The sequence below is a fragment of the Nocardioides sp. genome (assembly GCF_035697785.1).
Taxonomy (GTDB): domain Bacteria; phylum Actinomycetota; class Actinomycetes; order Propionibacteriales; family Nocardioidaceae; genus Nocardioides_B.
Window position 1 is genome coordinate 1 of sequence record NZ_DASSCL010000018.1, and the last position, 16,115, is coordinate 16,115.

The 16,115-nt window shown below is 71.7% G+C and carries 18 protein-coding genes; 8 read left to right on the plus strand and 10 right to left on the minus strand.

The features are described 5' to 3' along the window. The 4 genes from VFH10_RS02460 to VFH10_RS02475 form a co-directional block, all read left to right on the plus strand. A partial coding sequence (locus VFH10_RS02460) for a glyoxalase superfamily protein (protein ID WP_325125585.1) occupies positions 1-421 on the plus strand: 421 nt, incomplete at its 5' end. Between the two features lies 1 nt (position 422). Further along, the gene (locus VFH10_RS02465; protein ID WP_325125587.1) at positions 423-1,454 is read left to right on the plus strand and encodes an RNA polymerase subunit sigma-70; all 1,032 of its coding nucleotides are present in this window, start codon (positions 423-425) and stop codon (positions 1,452-1,454) included. 149 nt (positions 1,455-1,603) lie between these two features. Further along, positions 1,604-2,080, plus strand: a complete 477-nt coding sequence (locus tag VFH10_RS02470; protein ID WP_325125589.1) for a MarR family winged helix-turn-helix transcriptional regulator — start codon at positions 1,604-1,606, stop codon at positions 2,078-2,080. Then, complete coding sequence (locus VFH10_RS02475; protein ID WP_325125591.1) at positions 2,077-3,675, plus strand: MDR family MFS transporter; 1,599 nt, start codon at positions 2,077-2,079, stop codon at positions 3,673-3,675. The genes VFH10_RS02470 and VFH10_RS02475 overlap by 4 nt, the downstream gene beginning before the upstream one ends. Here VFH10_RS02475 and VFH10_RS02480 read toward each other — a convergent pair. The 3 genes from VFH10_RS02480 to VFH10_RS02490 are packed head-to-tail and all read right to left on the minus strand — an operon-like array spanning position 3,597 to position 7,516. Next, entirely contained in the window at positions 3,597-4,892 is a 1,296-nt protein-coding gene (locus tag VFH10_RS02480; protein ID WP_325125593.1) for an AI-2E family transporter, read from the minus strand. The genes VFH10_RS02475 and VFH10_RS02480 overlap by 79 nt on opposite strands. Positions 4,893-4,940: 48 nt before the next feature. Beyond that, positions 4,941-6,350: a glutamate mutase L gene (locus VFH10_RS02485; RefSeq protein ID WP_325125595.1), complete on the minus strand. Its 1,410-nt coding sequence runs from the start codon at positions 6,348-6,350 to the stop codon at positions 4,941-4,943. A gap of 2 nt (positions 6,351-6,352) precedes the next feature. Beyond that, positions 6,353-7,516: a cystathionine gamma-synthase gene (locus VFH10_RS02490; protein ID WP_325125597.1), complete on the minus strand. Its 1,164-nt coding sequence runs from the start codon at positions 7,514-7,516 to the stop codon at positions 6,353-6,355. Between the two features lie 141 nt (positions 7,517-7,657). Here VFH10_RS02490 and msrA point away from each other — a divergent pair, with 141 nt between their 5' ends. Beyond that, a complete protein-coding gene (gene msrA / locus VFH10_RS02495) occupies positions 7,658-8,311 on the plus strand; it encodes a peptide-methionine (S)-S-oxide reductase MsrA (protein WP_325125599.1) in 654 nt (217 codons plus the stop codon). A gap of 26 nt (positions 8,312-8,337) precedes the next feature. On the opposite strand, the gene VFH10_RS02500 is transcribed toward msrA, so the two are convergent. Next, entirely contained in the window at positions 8,338-8,508 is a 171-nt protein-coding gene (locus tag VFH10_RS02500; protein ID WP_325125601.1) for a hypothetical protein, read from the minus strand. Positions 8,509-8,683: 175 nt separating this feature from the next. On the opposite strand from VFH10_RS02500, the gene VFH10_RS02505 reads away from it, so the two are divergent. Beyond that, positions 8,684-10,216, plus strand: coding sequence for an LCP family protein (locus VFH10_RS02505; protein ID WP_325125603.1), 1,533 nt, complete (start codon positions 8,684-8,686; stop codon positions 10,214-10,216). 78 nt (positions 10,217-10,294) lie between these two features. Further along, the gene (locus VFH10_RS02510) at positions 10,295-10,606 is read left to right on the plus strand and encodes a hypothetical protein (RefSeq protein ID WP_325125605.1); all 312 of its coding nucleotides are present in this window, start codon (positions 10,295-10,297) and stop codon (positions 10,604-10,606) included. Between the two features lie 32 nt (positions 10,607-10,638). Here VFH10_RS02510 and VFH10_RS02515 read toward each other — a convergent pair whose 3' ends face one another. After that, complete coding sequence (locus VFH10_RS02515) at positions 10,639-11,052, minus strand: DinB family protein (RefSeq protein ID WP_325125607.1); 414 nt, start codon at positions 11,050-11,052, stop codon at positions 10,639-10,641. After that, a complete protein-coding gene (locus tag VFH10_RS02520) occupies positions 11,049-11,555 on the minus strand; it encodes a GNAT family N-acetyltransferase (protein WP_325125610.1) in 507 nt (168 codons plus the stop codon). The genes VFH10_RS02515 and VFH10_RS02520 overlap by 4 nt, the downstream gene beginning before the upstream one ends. Positions 11,556-11,613: 58 nt before the next feature. Here VFH10_RS02520 and VFH10_RS02525 point away from each other — a divergent pair, with 58 nt between their 5' ends. Next, positions 11,614-13,398, plus strand: coding sequence for a glycoside hydrolase family 2 protein (locus tag VFH10_RS02525; protein WP_325125620.1), 1,785 nt, complete (start codon positions 11,614-11,616; stop codon positions 13,396-13,398). On the opposite strand, the gene VFH10_RS02530 is transcribed toward VFH10_RS02525, so the two are convergent. From VFH10_RS02530 to VFH10_RS02545, 4 genes are read right to left on the minus strand one after another with little or no spacing between them, the layout of a single operon-like run. Continuing rightward, on the minus strand, positions 13,368-14,099 hold the full coding sequence (locus tag VFH10_RS02530; protein WP_325125612.1) for a VOC family protein: 732 nt from the start codon (positions 14,097-14,099) through the stop codon (positions 13,368-13,370). The two genes, VFH10_RS02525 and VFH10_RS02530, sit on opposite strands and share 31 nt — an antisense overlap. Continuing rightward, complete coding sequence (locus tag VFH10_RS02535) at positions 14,096-14,482, minus strand: pyridoxamine 5'-phosphate oxidase (RefSeq protein WP_325125614.1); 387 nt, start codon at positions 14,480-14,482, stop codon at positions 14,096-14,098. The genes VFH10_RS02530 and VFH10_RS02535 overlap by 4 nt, the downstream gene beginning before the upstream one ends. A gap of 25 nt (positions 14,483-14,507) precedes the next feature. Continuing rightward, positions 14,508-15,131 carry a YigZ family protein gene (locus tag VFH10_RS02540; RefSeq protein ID WP_325125616.1) on the minus strand — a complete coding sequence of 208 codons (624 nt, stop codon included), beginning with the start codon at positions 15,129-15,131 and terminating at the stop codon, positions 14,508-14,510. Beyond that, positions 15,128-15,910 carry a sulfite exporter TauE/SafE family protein gene (locus VFH10_RS02545; protein ID WP_325125618.1) on the minus strand — a complete coding sequence of 261 codons (783 nt, stop codon included), beginning with the start codon at positions 15,908-15,910 and terminating at the stop codon, positions 15,128-15,130. The genes VFH10_RS02540 and VFH10_RS02545 overlap by 4 nt, the downstream gene beginning before the upstream one ends. Between the last annotated feature and the right edge of the window lie 205 nt (positions 15,911-16,115).

Sequence of the window (16,115 nt, forward strand, 5' to 3'; positions counted from 1 at the left end):
GCTCATGGACTGGAAGCTCGAGGTCGTGGTCGTCTCGGTCGCGGACGTGGACCGCGCCAAGGAGTTCTACGTGGACAAGCTCGGCTTCGCGCTCGACGTGGACCACGACACCGGGGACAGCTTCCGGGTGGTGCAGGTGACTCCGCCCGGGTCGGCCTGCTCGATCGTGTTCGGCCGCGGGCTCGGCGCCGGTGCGGTCGGCGAGGTGAAGGGCACCACCCTGGTGGTGGAGGACGCCGAGGCCGCGCTCGCGCATCTCGAGCAGGCGGGCGTCAAGAACAGCGGCCTGCAGCACTTCGTGGACGGCCAGATGACGCCCGGGGCGGACCCGCAGGACGCGGACTACAACACCTTCATCTTCTTCGAGGACCCCGACGGCAACACCTGGTCGGTGCAGAAGCGCGCCAGGCGCGACCAGTGACATGACAGTCTCCGTCAGCTCCGAGGCGGGGTTCGAGGAGCTCACCGCACGGCACCGTCGCGAGCTGCACGTGCACTGCTACCGGATGCTCGCGTCGTACGACGAGGCGGAGGACGCCGTCCAGGAGACCTATCTCCGCGCGTGGCGCAGCCGGGCCACGTTCGACGGCGAGCACGCCCGCGCGTGGCTCTACAAGATCGCCACCAACACGTGCCTCGACGCGCTGCGGTCGCGGACCCGCCGGGCCGCCGCGGTCCGGTCCTACGCCGACGTGGCCTGGCTGACGCCCTACCCCGACCGGCTGCTCGACGAGGTGGCGCCCGCCGACGACCAGCCGGAGGTGGTGGCGGTCGCGCGGGAGACGATCGAGCTCGCGTTCCTGGCCGCGCTCCAGGCGCTGCCGCCGCGCCAGCGGGCGGCGCTGATCGCCCGGGAGGTGCTGGGGATGCCGGCGGCGGAGACCGCCGAGCTGCTCGACACGTCGGTGGCCGCCGCCAACAGCGCCCTGCAGCGGGCCCGGGCGACGATGCGGGCGCACCTGCCCTCGCACCGCAGCGACTGGTCGGCCCGCTCGCCGAGCCCCGCGGAGAAGGAGCTGCTCGACGCGTTCATCGACGCCCACGTCCGTTGTGACGCCGCGGCCGCGCTCGCCGTGGCGGCGACCGACATCCGCGTGACGATGCCGCCCGCGCCGATGTGCTTCGACGGCCGCGACGCCCTGCTGCCGTTGCTGGACCGGGCCTTCGGGCCGGACCGCGAGGGCGACTGGCTGCTGGTGCCGACGGCGGTGAACCGGATGCCGGCGGCGGCGAGCTACCTGCGCCGGTCCGGCGACACGGCGTACCGCGGCCTCAAGCTCGACGTGCTCCGCATCGAGTCGACGGGCCGCGACGACTCCCACCACCACGACTCCCACCCCGACCACTCCCACCCCGACCACTCCCACCCCGGGGAACCGCGGATCGCCGAGATCACCACCTTCGGCTGGTCCTGGTTCGAACGCCTCGGTCTGCCCCTGGTCCATCCCGCCTGACCGCCGAGGGGTCAGGAAATCAGGCTCCTCGCCGGCGTGTCGATGCACGGGTGACCCCTCGGCGGGCCTCGACCGTTCCGCGACGGGTGTCGGCAGCGTCACACGAGAAATACGTGCATGACGCATGCATCCACCTATATGTTTGCACAATGCAACTTTCTGTGGAGGCGGTCACCGCCGCGGGGCAGCTCCCCGAGCCGGCGACGCTCGAGGACGCGTTGATGGTCGCCAGCGCCCGGGTCGGGCGGCGGTTTCGGCAGCGCCTGCCCGGCGACGACCTGGACTTCTCCAGCCTGATCCTGCTCAAGACCGTCGCCCACCTCGGCCCGATGCGGGTCTCCACCCTCGCCGCAGAGCTCGACCTCGACGCCTCGACGGTCAGCCGGCACGTGAAGTCCTTGGAGGACCGCGACCTGCTCGAGCGCACGTCCGATCCGGACGACGGCCGGGCCAGCCAGGTCGGCGTCTCCGCCCACGGCACGGCCAGCATCGAGGCCAGCGCCACCCGTCGACGCGAGCTGATCGGCTCGCTGCTCGCCGACTGGAGCGACGCGGACCGCGAGTCCCTGCGCCGGCTCCTCCACCAGCTCTCCCTCTCTCTCGAAAGCAAGGTGCACCCAGCGTGACCCCCGACGCCCAGGGCTACCTCACCCACAAGCAGATCCTCGTGGTCATGTCCGGCCTGATGGTCGGCATGTTCCTCTCCGCCCTCGACCAGAGCATCGTCGGCACCGCACTCCCCCGGATCACCTCCGAGCTCGGCGGCCTCGACAAGCTGTCGTGGGTGGTGACGGCGTACCTCCTCACCGCCACCGCCTCCACCCCACTGTGGGGCAAGATCTCCGACCTGTACGGTCGGCGGCTGCTGTTCCAGATCGCGATCGTCACGTTCCTGATCGGCAGCGTCCTCGCCGGCCTTTCGCAGAACATCGACCAGCTGATCGCCACCCGGGCCATCCAGGGCCTCGGCGGCGGTGGCCTGATGGCGCTCGCGATGGCGACCATCGGCGACGTGATCCCGCCGCGTGAGCGCGGGCGCTACCAGGGCTACTTCGCCGCGGTGTTCGGTACGTCGAGCGTGCTCGGCCCGGTCCTCGGCGGCTGGTTCGCGGACGGCCCCGGCTGGCAGTGGATCTTCTTCATCAACGTGCCGCTCGGCCTCGCGGCGCTGTTCGTCACCTCCGCGGCACTGAAGATCCCGCACGTGCGGCGCGACCACTCCATCGACTACCTCGGTGCCGCCACCGTCGTCGCGTCCGTCTCAGCGTTCCTGCTCTACACCGCGTGGTCCGGGCCCGAGCTCGGCTGGACGTCGGGCACGAGCCTGACCCTCCTGGTCGGCGGCTTCGTCCTCGCGGTCGTCTTCGTCTTCGTCGAGCTGCACGCGGCGGAGCCGATCATCCCGATGCGCCTGTTCGGCAACTCGATCTTCTCGATCGCGAACGCGTTCGGCTTCCTCATCGGCGTCGCGATGTTCGGGTCCATGATCTTCATCCCGGTGTACCTCCAGGTGGTCGACGGCATGACGCCGACCGAGTCCGGGCTGGCCATGCTGCCGATGGTGGTGGGCATCTTCACGACCTCGATCACCGCCGGTCAGCTGATGAGCCGCAACGGCCGCTACAAGCACTTCCCGATCCTCGGCGCCGGCGTGGTGACCGGCGCCTTGGTGATGCTGTCGACGCTCGACAACACCTCGCCCTACTGGTACGCCGGGCTCGCGATGTTCATCATGGGGCTCGGGCTCGGGCTGACCATGCAGGTGCTGATCGTGGTCGTGCAGAACTCCGTGGACCGCTCCGACATGGGTGTCGCCACCAGCTCGGTGACGTTCTTCCGGCAGATGGGCGGCTCGTTCGGTACGGCGCTGTTCGGCGCGATCCTGTCGAGCCGGCTGGCGGTGCACATGGCCGACGCCACCGCGTCACTCCCCCGCGCCCAGCGTGGGAGCGCCGACCTCGAGGACGTCGCCAACAACGTGGAGCTGATCAAGGCGCTCCCGGAGCCGCTGCACGGCCTGGTCACCCAGGCGTTCAGCATGTCGCTGCACGACACGTTCCTGGCCGCCGTACCGCTGACACTGGTCGCGCTCGCGGTCGCGCTGTTCCTGAAGGAGGTGCCCCTGACCGGGCGCGCCGAGCCTCAGGCCCCGGCCGTCCCCGGCGACGACTCCGAGTCGGGCGTGCCCGCCTCCTCGGGTTCCTCGCCGACGGCGGTGTAGCCGGCAAGGTACTGTCCGACGGCGTTGACGGCGGCGGCGATCGGCACGGCGAGCAGCGCGCCGGCCACGCCGCCGATCAGGACGCCCATGCCGATGGCCACGATCACGGCCAGCGGGTGCACGGCCACGAAGCGCCCGGTGAGGAACGGCTGCAGGACGTGTGCCTCGATCTGCTGCACCAGGATCACACCGCCCAGCATCAGCAGGGCGACGACCGGGCCGTGCGAGACCAGCGCCACCAGCACCGCGACCGAGCCCGAGATGGTCGCGCCCACCATCGGGATGAACGCACCGAGGAACACCAGCACGCCGATCGCGGTCACGAACGGCACGTTGAGGATCGCGGCCACGATCATGATGCCGATCGCGTCGGCCAGCGCGATGATCACCGTGGCCCGGACGAACTGGGTGACCGAGCGCCAGGCGACCTTGCCGGACTCGTCGGCGCGCAGCCGGGCGGCCCGCGGGAACAGCCGCACGCACCACGCCCAGATCCGGGCGCCGTCGGCCAGGAAGAAGTAGCTGGCGAACAGCACGATGAAGAAGCCGGCGACGATGTGCCCGATCGCCGTACCGACCTCGGTGACCTGGGCGAGCAGCTCCTCCGACGACGACGTGATCGCGTTCTGTGCCTCACGGATGTAGTCGTTGATCTGGGAGTCGCTGGCCTGCAGCGGGCCGGTGCGCAGCCAGGTGCGGATCTCCTCGAGGCCGTCGACGACCTGGGCGGACAGGTCGCTGAACCCACGGGACACCTGGGTGCCGACGAAGGTGAGCAGCAGGACCAGCGCACCGAGCCCGCCCACCACCACTAGTGCCGAGCTGAACTTGCGGTTGATGCCGACCTTCGCCGCGGACTTGACCACCGGGCTGCCCAGCGCCGCGATCAGCAGCGCGATCGCCAGCGGCAGGAAGATCACCGAGAACATCGCGATCACGTAGAAGACGACGTAGCCGGCCGCCGCGATGACCAGGAACCGCCACGACCAGGCCGCCACGAGGTCGAGGGCCCACGGCACCTGGGCCCGGCTGAGGTTGCTGGGTCCCGCGTCGATGACGGGGGGCGGCTCCTCCTGGTGGACGCGATCCCCGCGGATCTGGGACCACTGGTGCGCGAACCGCTCCGCGAAGCGCTCCTCGGACTTGGCGCGCTGGGTCGCGCGCAGCCGGCCCAGACTGCGGCCGAGCCGGCCCGTCGTCCGGTTCCCCTCTGCCATGGCGTCAGGTTACGGGGCGCGTCCCAGTCGGCTGGGCCGGGCGCGCGGTCAGAGCAGCGTTCGGGCCAGGCGGTACGCCGCCTCGGGGTGCTCGGCCGCGAGCAGCCCGACGGGTGCGAGCACGTAGTCCCGGTCGACTGTGGTCCGCGGCTGCTCGGGCAGCTGCCAGCCGGCGTCCGCGCCGAGATGCGCCAGCAGCACGCCGGCGGCCCCGTCGGCGCTGTGCCGGAGGACCCCACCGGAACCGACGAGCAGGTCCACCTCGCGCAGGTCCTTGCCGCTGCGCTCGACGACCCGACCGTCGGGGCCGAACACGACCTGGGAGCGGCCGGCGTGCCGGCGCAGGGCCACCGTCACGGCCGCGGCGGCGATGGCGCGGTCGTCGGCGCGGCCACGCTCGCCGGTCGCGCCGGCCGCGGGCAGATACGCCGGCTCGGCCTGGCGGGCCGCGGCTGCCTCGCGCAGCTCGGGGCCGATGAGCCCGGCGGCGATCCCCGCCTCGACGGTGCTCACCGCGCTCCAGCGCATCCCGAGGTCGCCCTCGACGGTGCGGCTGACCGGCACCGCGGCCACCACCTGGCGGGACAGCCCGGCCTCTTCGGGATCGACCTCCACCACCGAGTGCACGTCGGTGGTGGCACCCCCGACGTCGACGACCACCACGTCACAGCCTCCGGGACGGTCCTCCCCGCCCTCTTGGCCCGGCAGGCCGCGGGCCAGCAGCTCGACGGCGGTCAGCACCACGTCCGGGGTAGCGCCGCGCACCATCCGGGTGAACCTCTGCCCGGAGTCGCGCGACGACAGGTGCTTGCCCCCGATCACGTGCCGCAGGAACATCTCCCGGATCGCGGCGCGGGCCGACTCCGGGGCCAGCACGCCGATGCGCGGCACCACGTTGTCGGCCACCACGTGCGGCGTACCAGCGGCGTCGAGGAGGGCGGCAACTTCCTCCTGCGCGTCGACGTTGCCCGCGACCACGACCGGCCCGCGCCAGCGTGCCTTCGCGAGCGTGGCGGCGCAGGCGAGCAGCACCTCCGCGTTGCCGCCGTCCGTGCCGCCGACGAGCAGGACCACGTCGGGCCTGGCCGCGCGCAGCGTGGGTACGTCGGCCCGGGTCAGCCCGCCGGAGGTGACGTGCACGACCCGGCCCCCGCTCGACAGCGCGACCCGGCGGCCCGCCTCGGCGGTGACCAGCTCCTCGTTGCCGACGACCGCGATGCGCAGCCCGCCACCGGCCGACGAGCAGGCGAGGACCGGCGCGTCTGGGGCACCCGGCTCCACGGCGGTCAGCTCCGCCAGGCAGGCGTCCCAGCCGTCGAGGACGTCGGTGTCGATCGTCGTGCGGTGGCTGGACGTAGCGACCAGCCGGCCGGTGGGCACCTCGACGAGCGCGGCCTTGGTGAACGTGGACCCGAAGTCGACGCAGGCGACCAGCTGGATGTCGTGGGTCTCAAGCACCGTCAGCGGAGCGCCTGGTCCAGGTCGGCGAGCAGGTCGTCCGCGGTCTCGATGCCGACCGACAGCCGGATCAGGTCGGCGGGGACCTCCAGGTCGGTGCCGGCCACCGACGCGTGCGTCATCCGGCCCGGGTGCTCGATCAGCGACTCCACGCCACCCAGCGACTCCCCGAGCGTGAACACCTTCGCCCGGTCGCAGACGGCGAGCGCCTCGTCCTCGCCGGCCTTGACCCGGAAGGACACGATGCCGCCGTACCGCTTCATCTGCTTGGATGCGACGGCGTGGCCGGGGTGTGCCTCGAGACCGGGGTAGATGACCTCGGCCACGGCGTCGTGCCCGGCCAGGAACTCCACGACCTTCTCCGCGTTGTCGCAGTGCCGGTCCATGCGCACTCCGAGCGTCTTGATCCCGCGCAGCGTCAGCCAGGCGTCGAACGGTCCGGCGACCGCGCCGATGGAGTTCTGGTGGAAGGCGACCTTCTCCGCGACCTCCAGGTCACGCACCACGAGGGCGCCACCCACCACGTCGGAGTGCCCTCCGACGTACTTCGTGGTCGAGTGCACGATCACGTCGGCGCCGAGGATCAGTGGTTGCTGGAGGTACGGCGACGCGAAGGTGTTGTCCACGACCAGCAGCGCACCCGCCTCGTGGGCGACGGCCGCGACCGCCTCGATGTCGCCGATGTTCAGCAACGGGTTGGTCGGCGTCTCCATCCAGACGAGCTTGGTCTCTCCGGGCCGGATCGCCGCGCGGACGGCGTCCACGTCGGACACCGGCGCGGCCGTGTGGGCGAGCCCCCAGGGCTCCTCGACCTTCGCGAACAGGCGGTAGGTGCCGCCGTACGCGTCGTCCGGGACGACGACGTGGTCGCCCGGTCGGCACAGCGCCTTGAGCAGCGTGTGCTCGGCGGCCAGGCCGCTGGCGAAGGCGAACCCGCGCTCCCCCTCCTCGAGCGCCGCGATGTTGCCCTCGAGGGCGGTGCGGGTCGGGTTGGCGGACCGGGAGTACTCGTACCCGCCGCGCATCCCACCGACGCCGTCCTGCTTGTAGGTGCTGGTGGCGTAGATGGGCGGGATCACCGCACCGGTCATCGGGTCCGGCTCGTAGCCCGCGTGGATCGCACGCGTCTCGAAGCCGGACTTGTTCCTGTGGGTCTGGTCGGACATGGGCCCGAGCGTATCCCCGGGAAGGATTGACCCGTCCGCCGCGTTGACCCAGACGAACCCCCACCGATATCGGTAGTCGTGGCGTGAGCCATGGGTCACGTCCGGACTACCGATATCGGTAGTCAACCCGTGAGGAGCGCCGTGTTGTTCAACCGCCACAAGAACGTGTTGCCCACCCCCGAGCAGGCGCTGGGCGGGCGCACGGAGCAGTGGTTCACCCTCGCCGAGCACCATCTCGTGCTCGACGCCCCGCTGGTCACGCCGGAGTCCGAGCTCCCCGCGGGCTACCAGGTCGCGGTGTTCGGCCTGGGCTGCTTCTGGGGCGCCGAGGAGGCGTTCTGGCGGATCCCCGGCGTCTGGTCGACGTCGGTCGGCTACGCCGGCGGCTCGACGCCGCACCCGTCGTACGAGCAGGTGTGCTCCGGCCAGACCGGGCACACCGAGGCGGTGCGGGTGGTCTACGACCCGGAGAGGGTGGCGTACGCCGACCTGGTGAAGGTGTTCTTCACCATCCACGACCCCACTCAGGGCATGCGTCAGGGCAACGACCTCGGCACCCAGTACCGCTCGGCGATCTACACCACCACCCCCGAGCAGGCCGAGGTGGCCGAGCGGCTGCGCGCGGCGTACGAGCCGGTGCTCACCGCGCGGGGCTACGGCCCGATCACCACCGAGATCAAGCCGGCGCCGACGTACTACTACGCGGAGGACTACCACCAGCAGTACCTGGTGAAGAACCCGAACGGCTACCGGTGCCACTCGGCGACGGGCATCCCGTTCCCGGCGGACGCTTGAGCCGACCGACCAGCATCCCCTAGGGGTCAGACCAGGGACTCGCCGTCACCGTACATGTGACAGCTGCCGTGCTCCGTGGTCGGCACGTAGACGGGGCGCTCGTGGTTGCTGGTCGCCTGCGCCGGGGCCAGCGACCCACCGAGGCAGGCGAGTAGCAGGCCCAGGGTGGCCACGCGAACCGTCAGGTGCGTGCTCACCGCTCCAGCATGCGCCCTCCGAGACACCGTTGCAACGCGCATGCACGAGAGCAATTCCCGAATGACGGGTTGCTCCCGGAATCGCTGGTAATCTGCCCGGCGGCGGACCGGCTGGTGCGGGCCGCTGCACCGCCGGAGCGAGGGGCTCCGCGCGACCGTCCCCCGAGGTAGTCCCGTGGCGAGCACCGTCCATCGTGCCGCGCCTCCGGCTCAGAGAACGCAGCCGGGCAAGCGCGCGCTGCGGCCACGCCTGCGCCGGGCCCGGACCCTGCCCGGTGCGCTGGCGATCACGCTGCTCTCGGCGGTCCTTCCAGGGGCCGGCTACCTGTGGTCGAGGCGGCGCAACCTCGGCTGGATCGTGCTCCCGCCGAGCCTCACCGCGATCGGCCTGGCTGCCTGGCTCGGCCTCCGGTCGCCGCGCGCGATGCTCGACCTCGCGTTCGATCCGACCCGGCTCAAGGTCGCGACCGCGGTCGCCGGCGGAGCGTTCCTGGTCTGGCTCCTCGTGGTCGTGACGACGTACCTGATGGTCCGGCCGTTCCCGCGCCGCATCTGGCACACGATCGTGGGTACGACGTTCGTCGGGCTGCTCTGCGTAGCGGTGGCCGCCCCGGTCGTCTTCGGCGCGCGCTACGCGATGGTGCAGGCCGATCTGGTCGAGACGGTCTTCGAGGACAACACCAGCGCGACGGCGCCGAAGCACGTGACCGAGAAGGACCCGTGGGGCGGCCGCGACCGCGTCAACGTGCTCCTGCTGGGCGGCGACGGCGGTGTGCACCGGATCGGCGTACGCACGGACACGATGATCCTGCTCAGCATGGACACGCGCACCGGGCGGACGACCATGTTCAGCCTGCCGCGGAACATGATGAACGCCCAGTTCCCGGCCGACAGCCCCCTGCACGCCGTCTACCCCTACGGCTTCACCGGTTACGGCGACCCGGGGGCCTGGATGCTCAACGCGGTCTACCGACAGGTCCCGATGCTGCACCCGGGCATCCTGGGGAAGTCCGACAACGAGGGCGCGGACGCGCTCAAGATGGCCGTGTCCGGCAGCCTGAAGGTCCCGGTCGACTACTACCTGCTGGTCAATCTCCAGGGGTTCCGGGAGATCGTCGACGCGATGGGCGGGGTGACCGTCAACATCAACGAGCCGATCCCGGTCGGGGGCAACACCGACCTCGGCATCCTGCCCGACCGCTACCTGCAACCCGGGCCCGACCAGCGTCTCGACGGCTTCGACGCGCTCTGGTACTCACGCGGGCGCTACGGCTCCGACGACTACCAGCGGATGGAGCGGCAGCGCTGCATGATCGACGCGATCATCGACGAGGCGAGGCCGCTGAACCTGCTGCGTCGCTACCAGGACCTGGCAGCGGCCGGGAAACGGATCGTGCGCACCGACATCCCGAGCAAGCTGCTGCCCGCCTTCGTCGACCTCGCTCTCGAGATCAAGGACGCCAGTGTGCGGTCGGTGGTGTTCCGGTCGTCCGAGGAGTTCTTCCCCGGCGACCCGGACTACGCCTGGATGCAGCAGGTGGTCCGGAAAGCCCTGCGGCCGCCGCCGGACCGGCCCCGCGAGCGCGGGCAGGGCCGTCCCACCCCGACGCCGAGCGCGATTCCTGCCGTCGAGGAGACCGAGGCGGCCGACCCCGGCGCCGCGATCGAGGCCGCGGACATCTGCGGCTACCACCCCGGGACTCCCTGACCGCCGCAGCGGCCACTCACGGCGCCCGGAGGCGTCAGGCGCGCCGAATGCGGGTACCACCACGTCGAGGTGAGCGAGATGAGAGTTCTACGTGGTCTGGGCGGGGCGCTGCTGTGGATCCTCGGCGGCCTTCTCGGCCTGGTGGCGGTGCTGTTGTGCGTGACGGTGATCCTGCTGCCGGTGGGGCTGCCGCTGCTCCGGCTGTCCAAGACGATGATCGGCAACGCCGTACGACTGATGCTGCCGCGCCCACTGGCACACCCGGTCAAGGAGACCGAGAAGTCGGGCAAGAAGCTCGGCCGCAAGGCCAAGGACAAGACCCCGTCGCTCGACGTGGACACCAAGAAGATGCGCAAGAAGGCCAAGAAGCTGCGCAAGAAGGTGGCCTGAACAACGATTCGTCTGCGACCCGCCCGCGGAAATCACCCCATTTTCCGCAGACGAATCGTTGTCACTCGCCGGTCGAGAGGGACCCCGTCGACGAGCTTGCGGGAGCGCTCGACGGCGTAGGCGTAGAGCGCGTGCAGCGTGGCCGGCTCGTCGTCGGCTGCGCTGTGCCGGTCCCAGTCGGGGTCGCTGTCCCAGTCGACGTCGGCCCACGCCGCGTCGTACTCGTTGCCGTGCAGGAACACCGAGAACCAGTTGTCCTCCACCAGCGCGAGGTGCTTGAGCAGCCCGCCGAGCGTCATCGTCGACGGTGGATGCTTCGCGGTGAGCTGCTCGGCGTCGAGCCCGTCGACCTTCCGCAGCAGCGTCGCGCGGTGGTAGTCGAGGTAGCCCAGCAGCTGGGTGCGCTCGTCGGCGTCGTACGCCGGGTCGGTCCGGTCGATGCTCATGCAGGGTCTCCTGAGGTGAGGGGCAGGTACATCACGTGCAGGGCGACGAGGCCCTCGGACGGGTGCCGGAACGCGTCGGGGACGGTGCCGACGATCGCGAAGCCGAGGTCCTGCCAGAGCCGCACCGCGGGCGTGTTGGTCTCGACGACGGCGTTGAACTGGATCCCGTGGAAGCCCTGCTCCCGGTGCCAGCGCACCATGTCCTCGGCGAGCGACCGTCCGACGCCGCGGCCTCGGGTGGCCGGGTCGACCATGAAGCTGGCGGTGCCGATGTGCGCGCCGGGACCGGGTCGGTTCGGGCCCATCTTGGAGGAGCCGAGCACGGTGCCGTCGTCGTCGACGGCGACGGCGGTGCGGCCCGGCGGCCGTTCCATCCAGATCGCCCGGCCGTCGTCGTACGACATCGACGGGTCGAACGCGTAGGTCTCGGCCGCGAGCACGACCTGGCGGAAGAACGGCCATATCGCGTCCCAGTCGGAGTCGACGGCGTCTCGGATCAGCACGCCGGTGACCCTAGCCACCCGCGCCGGACCGGGGCGACTGGATATCGTCGGCGCGGTGATGACGCGCTGGGGCCGGGAGCTAGACCCGGACGACGTGCTCCCCGAGTACCCGCGTCCCCAGCTGCGGCGCGACTCCTACCTGAACCTCAACGGCTACTGGGAGTACGCCGTCACCGGCCTGGACGCCTCCTCTCCCGTCGAGTACGACGGCCGGATCCTGGTGCCGTTCTCGCCCGAGGCGCCGCTGTCCGGCGTGGGCCGGCAGACGCAGCCCGACGAGCTGCTCTGGTACCGCCGAGACCTCGTGCTCCCCGACGGCTTCGCGGTGCCCGGCGGGCGGGTGCTGCTGCACTTCGGCGCGGTCGACCAGACCTGCACGGTGTGGCTCGACGGGGTCGAGGTCGGCTCGCACCACGGTGGGTACCTGCCGTTCACGCTGGACGTCACGGACGTGATCGCGACTCCCGGTGGTCACGCCCGTCGAGGCCTGCCGCTCGTGGTCCGGGTGCGCGACGTGTCCAACAACCGTGGCCCGAGCAGCGGCAAGCAGCGGCTGGCCCGGGGCGGGATCTGGTACACCGCGCAGTCCGGCATCTGGCAGACGGTCTGGGTGGAGGCCGTCCCGGCGACGTACGTCGAGTCGCTGGTGCTCACCCCGATGCTCCAGGAGAGCGCGGTCGAGGTCGCGTTGTCCTCCGGTGGTCGAGCACCTGAAGGCCCGGCCCGGGTCCGCATCCTCGACTCCGGCCGGACGGTCGCTTCGGCCGAGGTCACGCCCGGCCGGCCCGCCCGGGTCACCCTGTCCGACGTACACCCGTGGACGCCGGCGGACCCGCACCTGTACGACGTCGAGGTCGAGCTCGGCGACGACCGCGTGGCGTCGTACGTCGGGATGCGGGCGTTCGGGGTCGGCACCGACGACGACGGGGTGCCGCGGCTGCTCCTCAACGGCGAGCCGTACCTGCACGTCGGCGTCCTCGACCAGGGGTACTGGCCCGACGGCCTGATGACCGCCCCCTCCGACGCGGCGATGGTGCACGACATCGAGACGATGAAGCGGCTGGGATTCACCATGCTGCGCAAGCACCTGAAGGTCGAGCCGCTGCGCTGGTACGCGCACTGCGACCGGCTCGGGATGCTCGTCTGGCAGGACCTCGTCAACGGCGGCGGGCGTTACCGGACCGCCGCCGTCACCTGGCCGGGGAAGCTCCCCGTGCGGCTGCGTGACGACCGCTACCGGCTGCTCGGGCGCGCGGACCCGGCCGGCCGGGAAGAGTTCCGCGCCGAGCTGGCTGCCACCGTCGGGCACCTGCGCAACGTCGCATCGCTCGCCGTGTGGGTGGCGTTCAACGAGGGCTGGGGCCAGTTCGACGCCGCCGACATCGCCCGCGAGCTGGCGAGCCTCGACCCCACCCGCAGCGTCGACCACGCGAGCGGCTGGCACGACCAGGGCGCCGGAGACCTGTGGAGCCTGCACGTCTACCAGCGCAGGTTCCGCGTGCCGCGGCGCGGCTCCGGCGAGCGGCGGGTGCTGGCGCTGTCGGAGTACGGCGGCTACGACCTCACCGTGCCGGGGCACAGCTGGGGGTCCGAGCACTTCGGCTACCGGCACTTCGAGTCGGCCACGGCGCTCGGCGAGGCGTTCCTGCGGCTGCACGACGAGGAGGTCGCCCCCGCCGTACGACGCGGTCTGGGCGCGACCGTCTACACCCAGCTCAGCGACGTCGAGGACGAGGTCAACGGGTTGCTGACCTACGACCGCGAGACGCTCAAGCTGCCCGAGGAGCTGGTGCACCGGGCACTGGCGGGGGTCTACGCGGGGACGCGGCGGGTGACGCAGTAGGCCCGCCCGGTGGGGTCGGCCATCGTGGTCCAGCCGCGACCGTCGTGGAGGACCCTCGCGCCGAGCGCGACGTGTCGCGCCACCTCGGCCCCCATGTCGTCGCTGGCCAGGTCGAGGTGACCGGTGACCACCGACTGCTCGTCATCGAGCCGCTGCAACAGCAGGCGCAGCGGGAACCCCGGTGGCGGATCGATCCGGCGGAACTCGTCGTCGGGGTGCTCGTCGGTCAGCTCCCACCCGGTCAGTCCGGCCCAGAACGAGCACTCGTCCTCCCAGTGCCGCGGCGGGATGTCGAGGCAGACCTGGTCGACCGCGCTGCGTCCGCCCGGCCAGGTCGCGGCCGGTGCCCGACGCCCGCCGGGGTGCCCCACGACGCAGAACGTCATGCCGCCCGGCGACCCACACACGACGTACCCGGCGTCGAGGTACGACGCGCTCGCACCGAGTGACTCCGCGTGAGCGGCGAGTCGGTCGACGTCGTCGGTGTGCAGGTCCACGTGCAGCCCGCCCGGGGCCGACTGCACGACGCGTTGCACGGCGAGGTGCGGGTCCCCGCTCGGCGGCAGCAGGCTCGCGAACTCGTCGCGCTCGCCGCGCGGGGCCGACAACCGGTAACCGGTGATGCGCGACCAGAACGTCTCGGACTCGTCGGCAGACTCCCGGGCGGTGTCGATGAAGGCGGCGAGCCAGTGGACCGTCACGCGTCGGCGACCGGGACGCAGTCGGCACCGCACGACGTCGCGTCCGAGGGCTGCCCCTCCGGCGCATCGGCGGCGGGTCGGTGGAGCACCGCGTGGGTCGGGGTGACGGCCGCGCCGTCGTCGTCCGGGCGGGCGCGCCCGTCGACGATCAGTGTGTAGCCGCCGTCGGTCACCGGCGGCCACACCAGCGTGACGTCGGGACGGACGCCGACGTTGGCGCGGGTCCGTGCTCCCAGGCCCTCGACCCTCAGCCCGTCGGCCTCCATCGTGGGGCGCACAGCGACCACGTGCGTGCGGTGGTCGTCGGTGACAGTCACCAGGTAGGCGAACCCGTACGCCGCGACATGGCGGGCCAGCTCGTCGAGGTCGACCTTGACGCTCATGTCGTCAGGCTACCGAGCCGGCGGGTCACAGCCAGGTCTCGCCCGCCCGGACGGGCAGGACGGTCCCGGCGGAGAGCGCGGCGACCTGCGCCTCGAAGGCAGCCACCTCGGGCGTCGGCACCGCGAGGTGCAGGGTGGCCCGCTCGGCGTGGTCGACGCCGAGCACCCTCACGCCACGACCGCGCAGCTCCGCCTCCCAGCGTGCGGCGTCGGCATGTCCGGCCGGCAGGTCGAAGCAGGCCAGCAGCACGCGGCGTCGTACGCCGACCTCGTCGAGCCCGGCCCGGACGGCGTCTGAGTACGCACGCACCAGACCCCCCGCGCCGAGCAGGGTCCCGCCGAACCACCGGGTCACCACCGCGACGGTGTCGGACAGCTCGCGACCGCGCAGCACCTCCAGCATCGGGGCACCGGCCGTCCCGGACGGCTCCCCGTCGTCGTTCGAGCGCTGCACGGACGCATCGGGGCCGAGCACGAACGCGGAGCAGTGGTGCCGCGCGTCCCAGTGCTCCTTGCGGGCCGCCTCGACGACCGCACGCGCCGCGTCCTCGGACTCGGCGGGGGCGACCCGGGCGAGGAACCGGGACCGCTTCACCTCGATCTCCGCACTACCGGCGCGCGCGACCGTGAGGTACGACGTGGCGCTCACCGCCACTGCTCCAGCACCCGCCAGCCGATCGTGACGACGAAGGCACCGACCACGATCACGAAGAACACCCGCACGAAGCGCACGCCCTGCGCCACCGCCGTGCGCGCGCCGAGGTAGCCACCGACCAGGTTGGCCAGGCCCATCGCGAGTCCGACCTTCCACAGCACCGCGCCCTGCGGGATGAACACGAGCAGTGCGGCGATGTTGGTGGCCCAGTTGGCGATCCGCGCCTTCGCCGACGCCTCCAGGAAGTTGTAGCCGAGCAGCCCGACCAGGGTGAAGACGAAGAAGGACCCGGTGCCCGGTCCGAGCGCGCCGTCGTAGAAGCCGATGACCAGGCCCGCCGCCATCGCCGCCAGCGTGTGCCGGTGGCCGGAGAAGCGCAGCTCGGTGAGCGCCCCCAGCTGCGGATTCAGCAGGACGTAGGTGCCCACCACGACGAGCACCACGAGGACGATCGGGTCGAAGGCGGCCTTGGGGATGCTCGACGCGACGACGGCCCCGGCCATCGAACCGAGGAACGCGAGCACCATGAGCGGCACGAACGTGCGCGGGTCGGGTCGCACCCGGCGGTAGTAGGTGACCGAGCTGACCGTCGTACCGCAGACCGAGCCGAGCTTGTTGGTGGCGAGCACCTGGACCGGGGTGGCGCCGGGAAGACCGAGCACCAGGGCCGGCAGCTGGATGAGTCCGCCGCCGCCGACGACGGCGTCGACGAACCCCGCGGCGAGCCCGGCCAGCGCGAGCAGCAGCAGGATCTCGGTGCTCGGGTCGGCCACCGGGCAACCCTAGGCCGTTGATGAGGTGGCCGAGCCGTCTCCCCCAGGTGGTCGCACGCCGAGACCGCCCGACCGCGCCATCAATCCGGGCACGTGCCACCCGTGCGCTCGTAGATCGCCTTGGCGCCGGCCGACAACGGCTCGACCCGCGGGCCCTCGACCTCGAGGGCGATGAGCAGCATGCAGCGGCCCTGGGTCCAGTAGA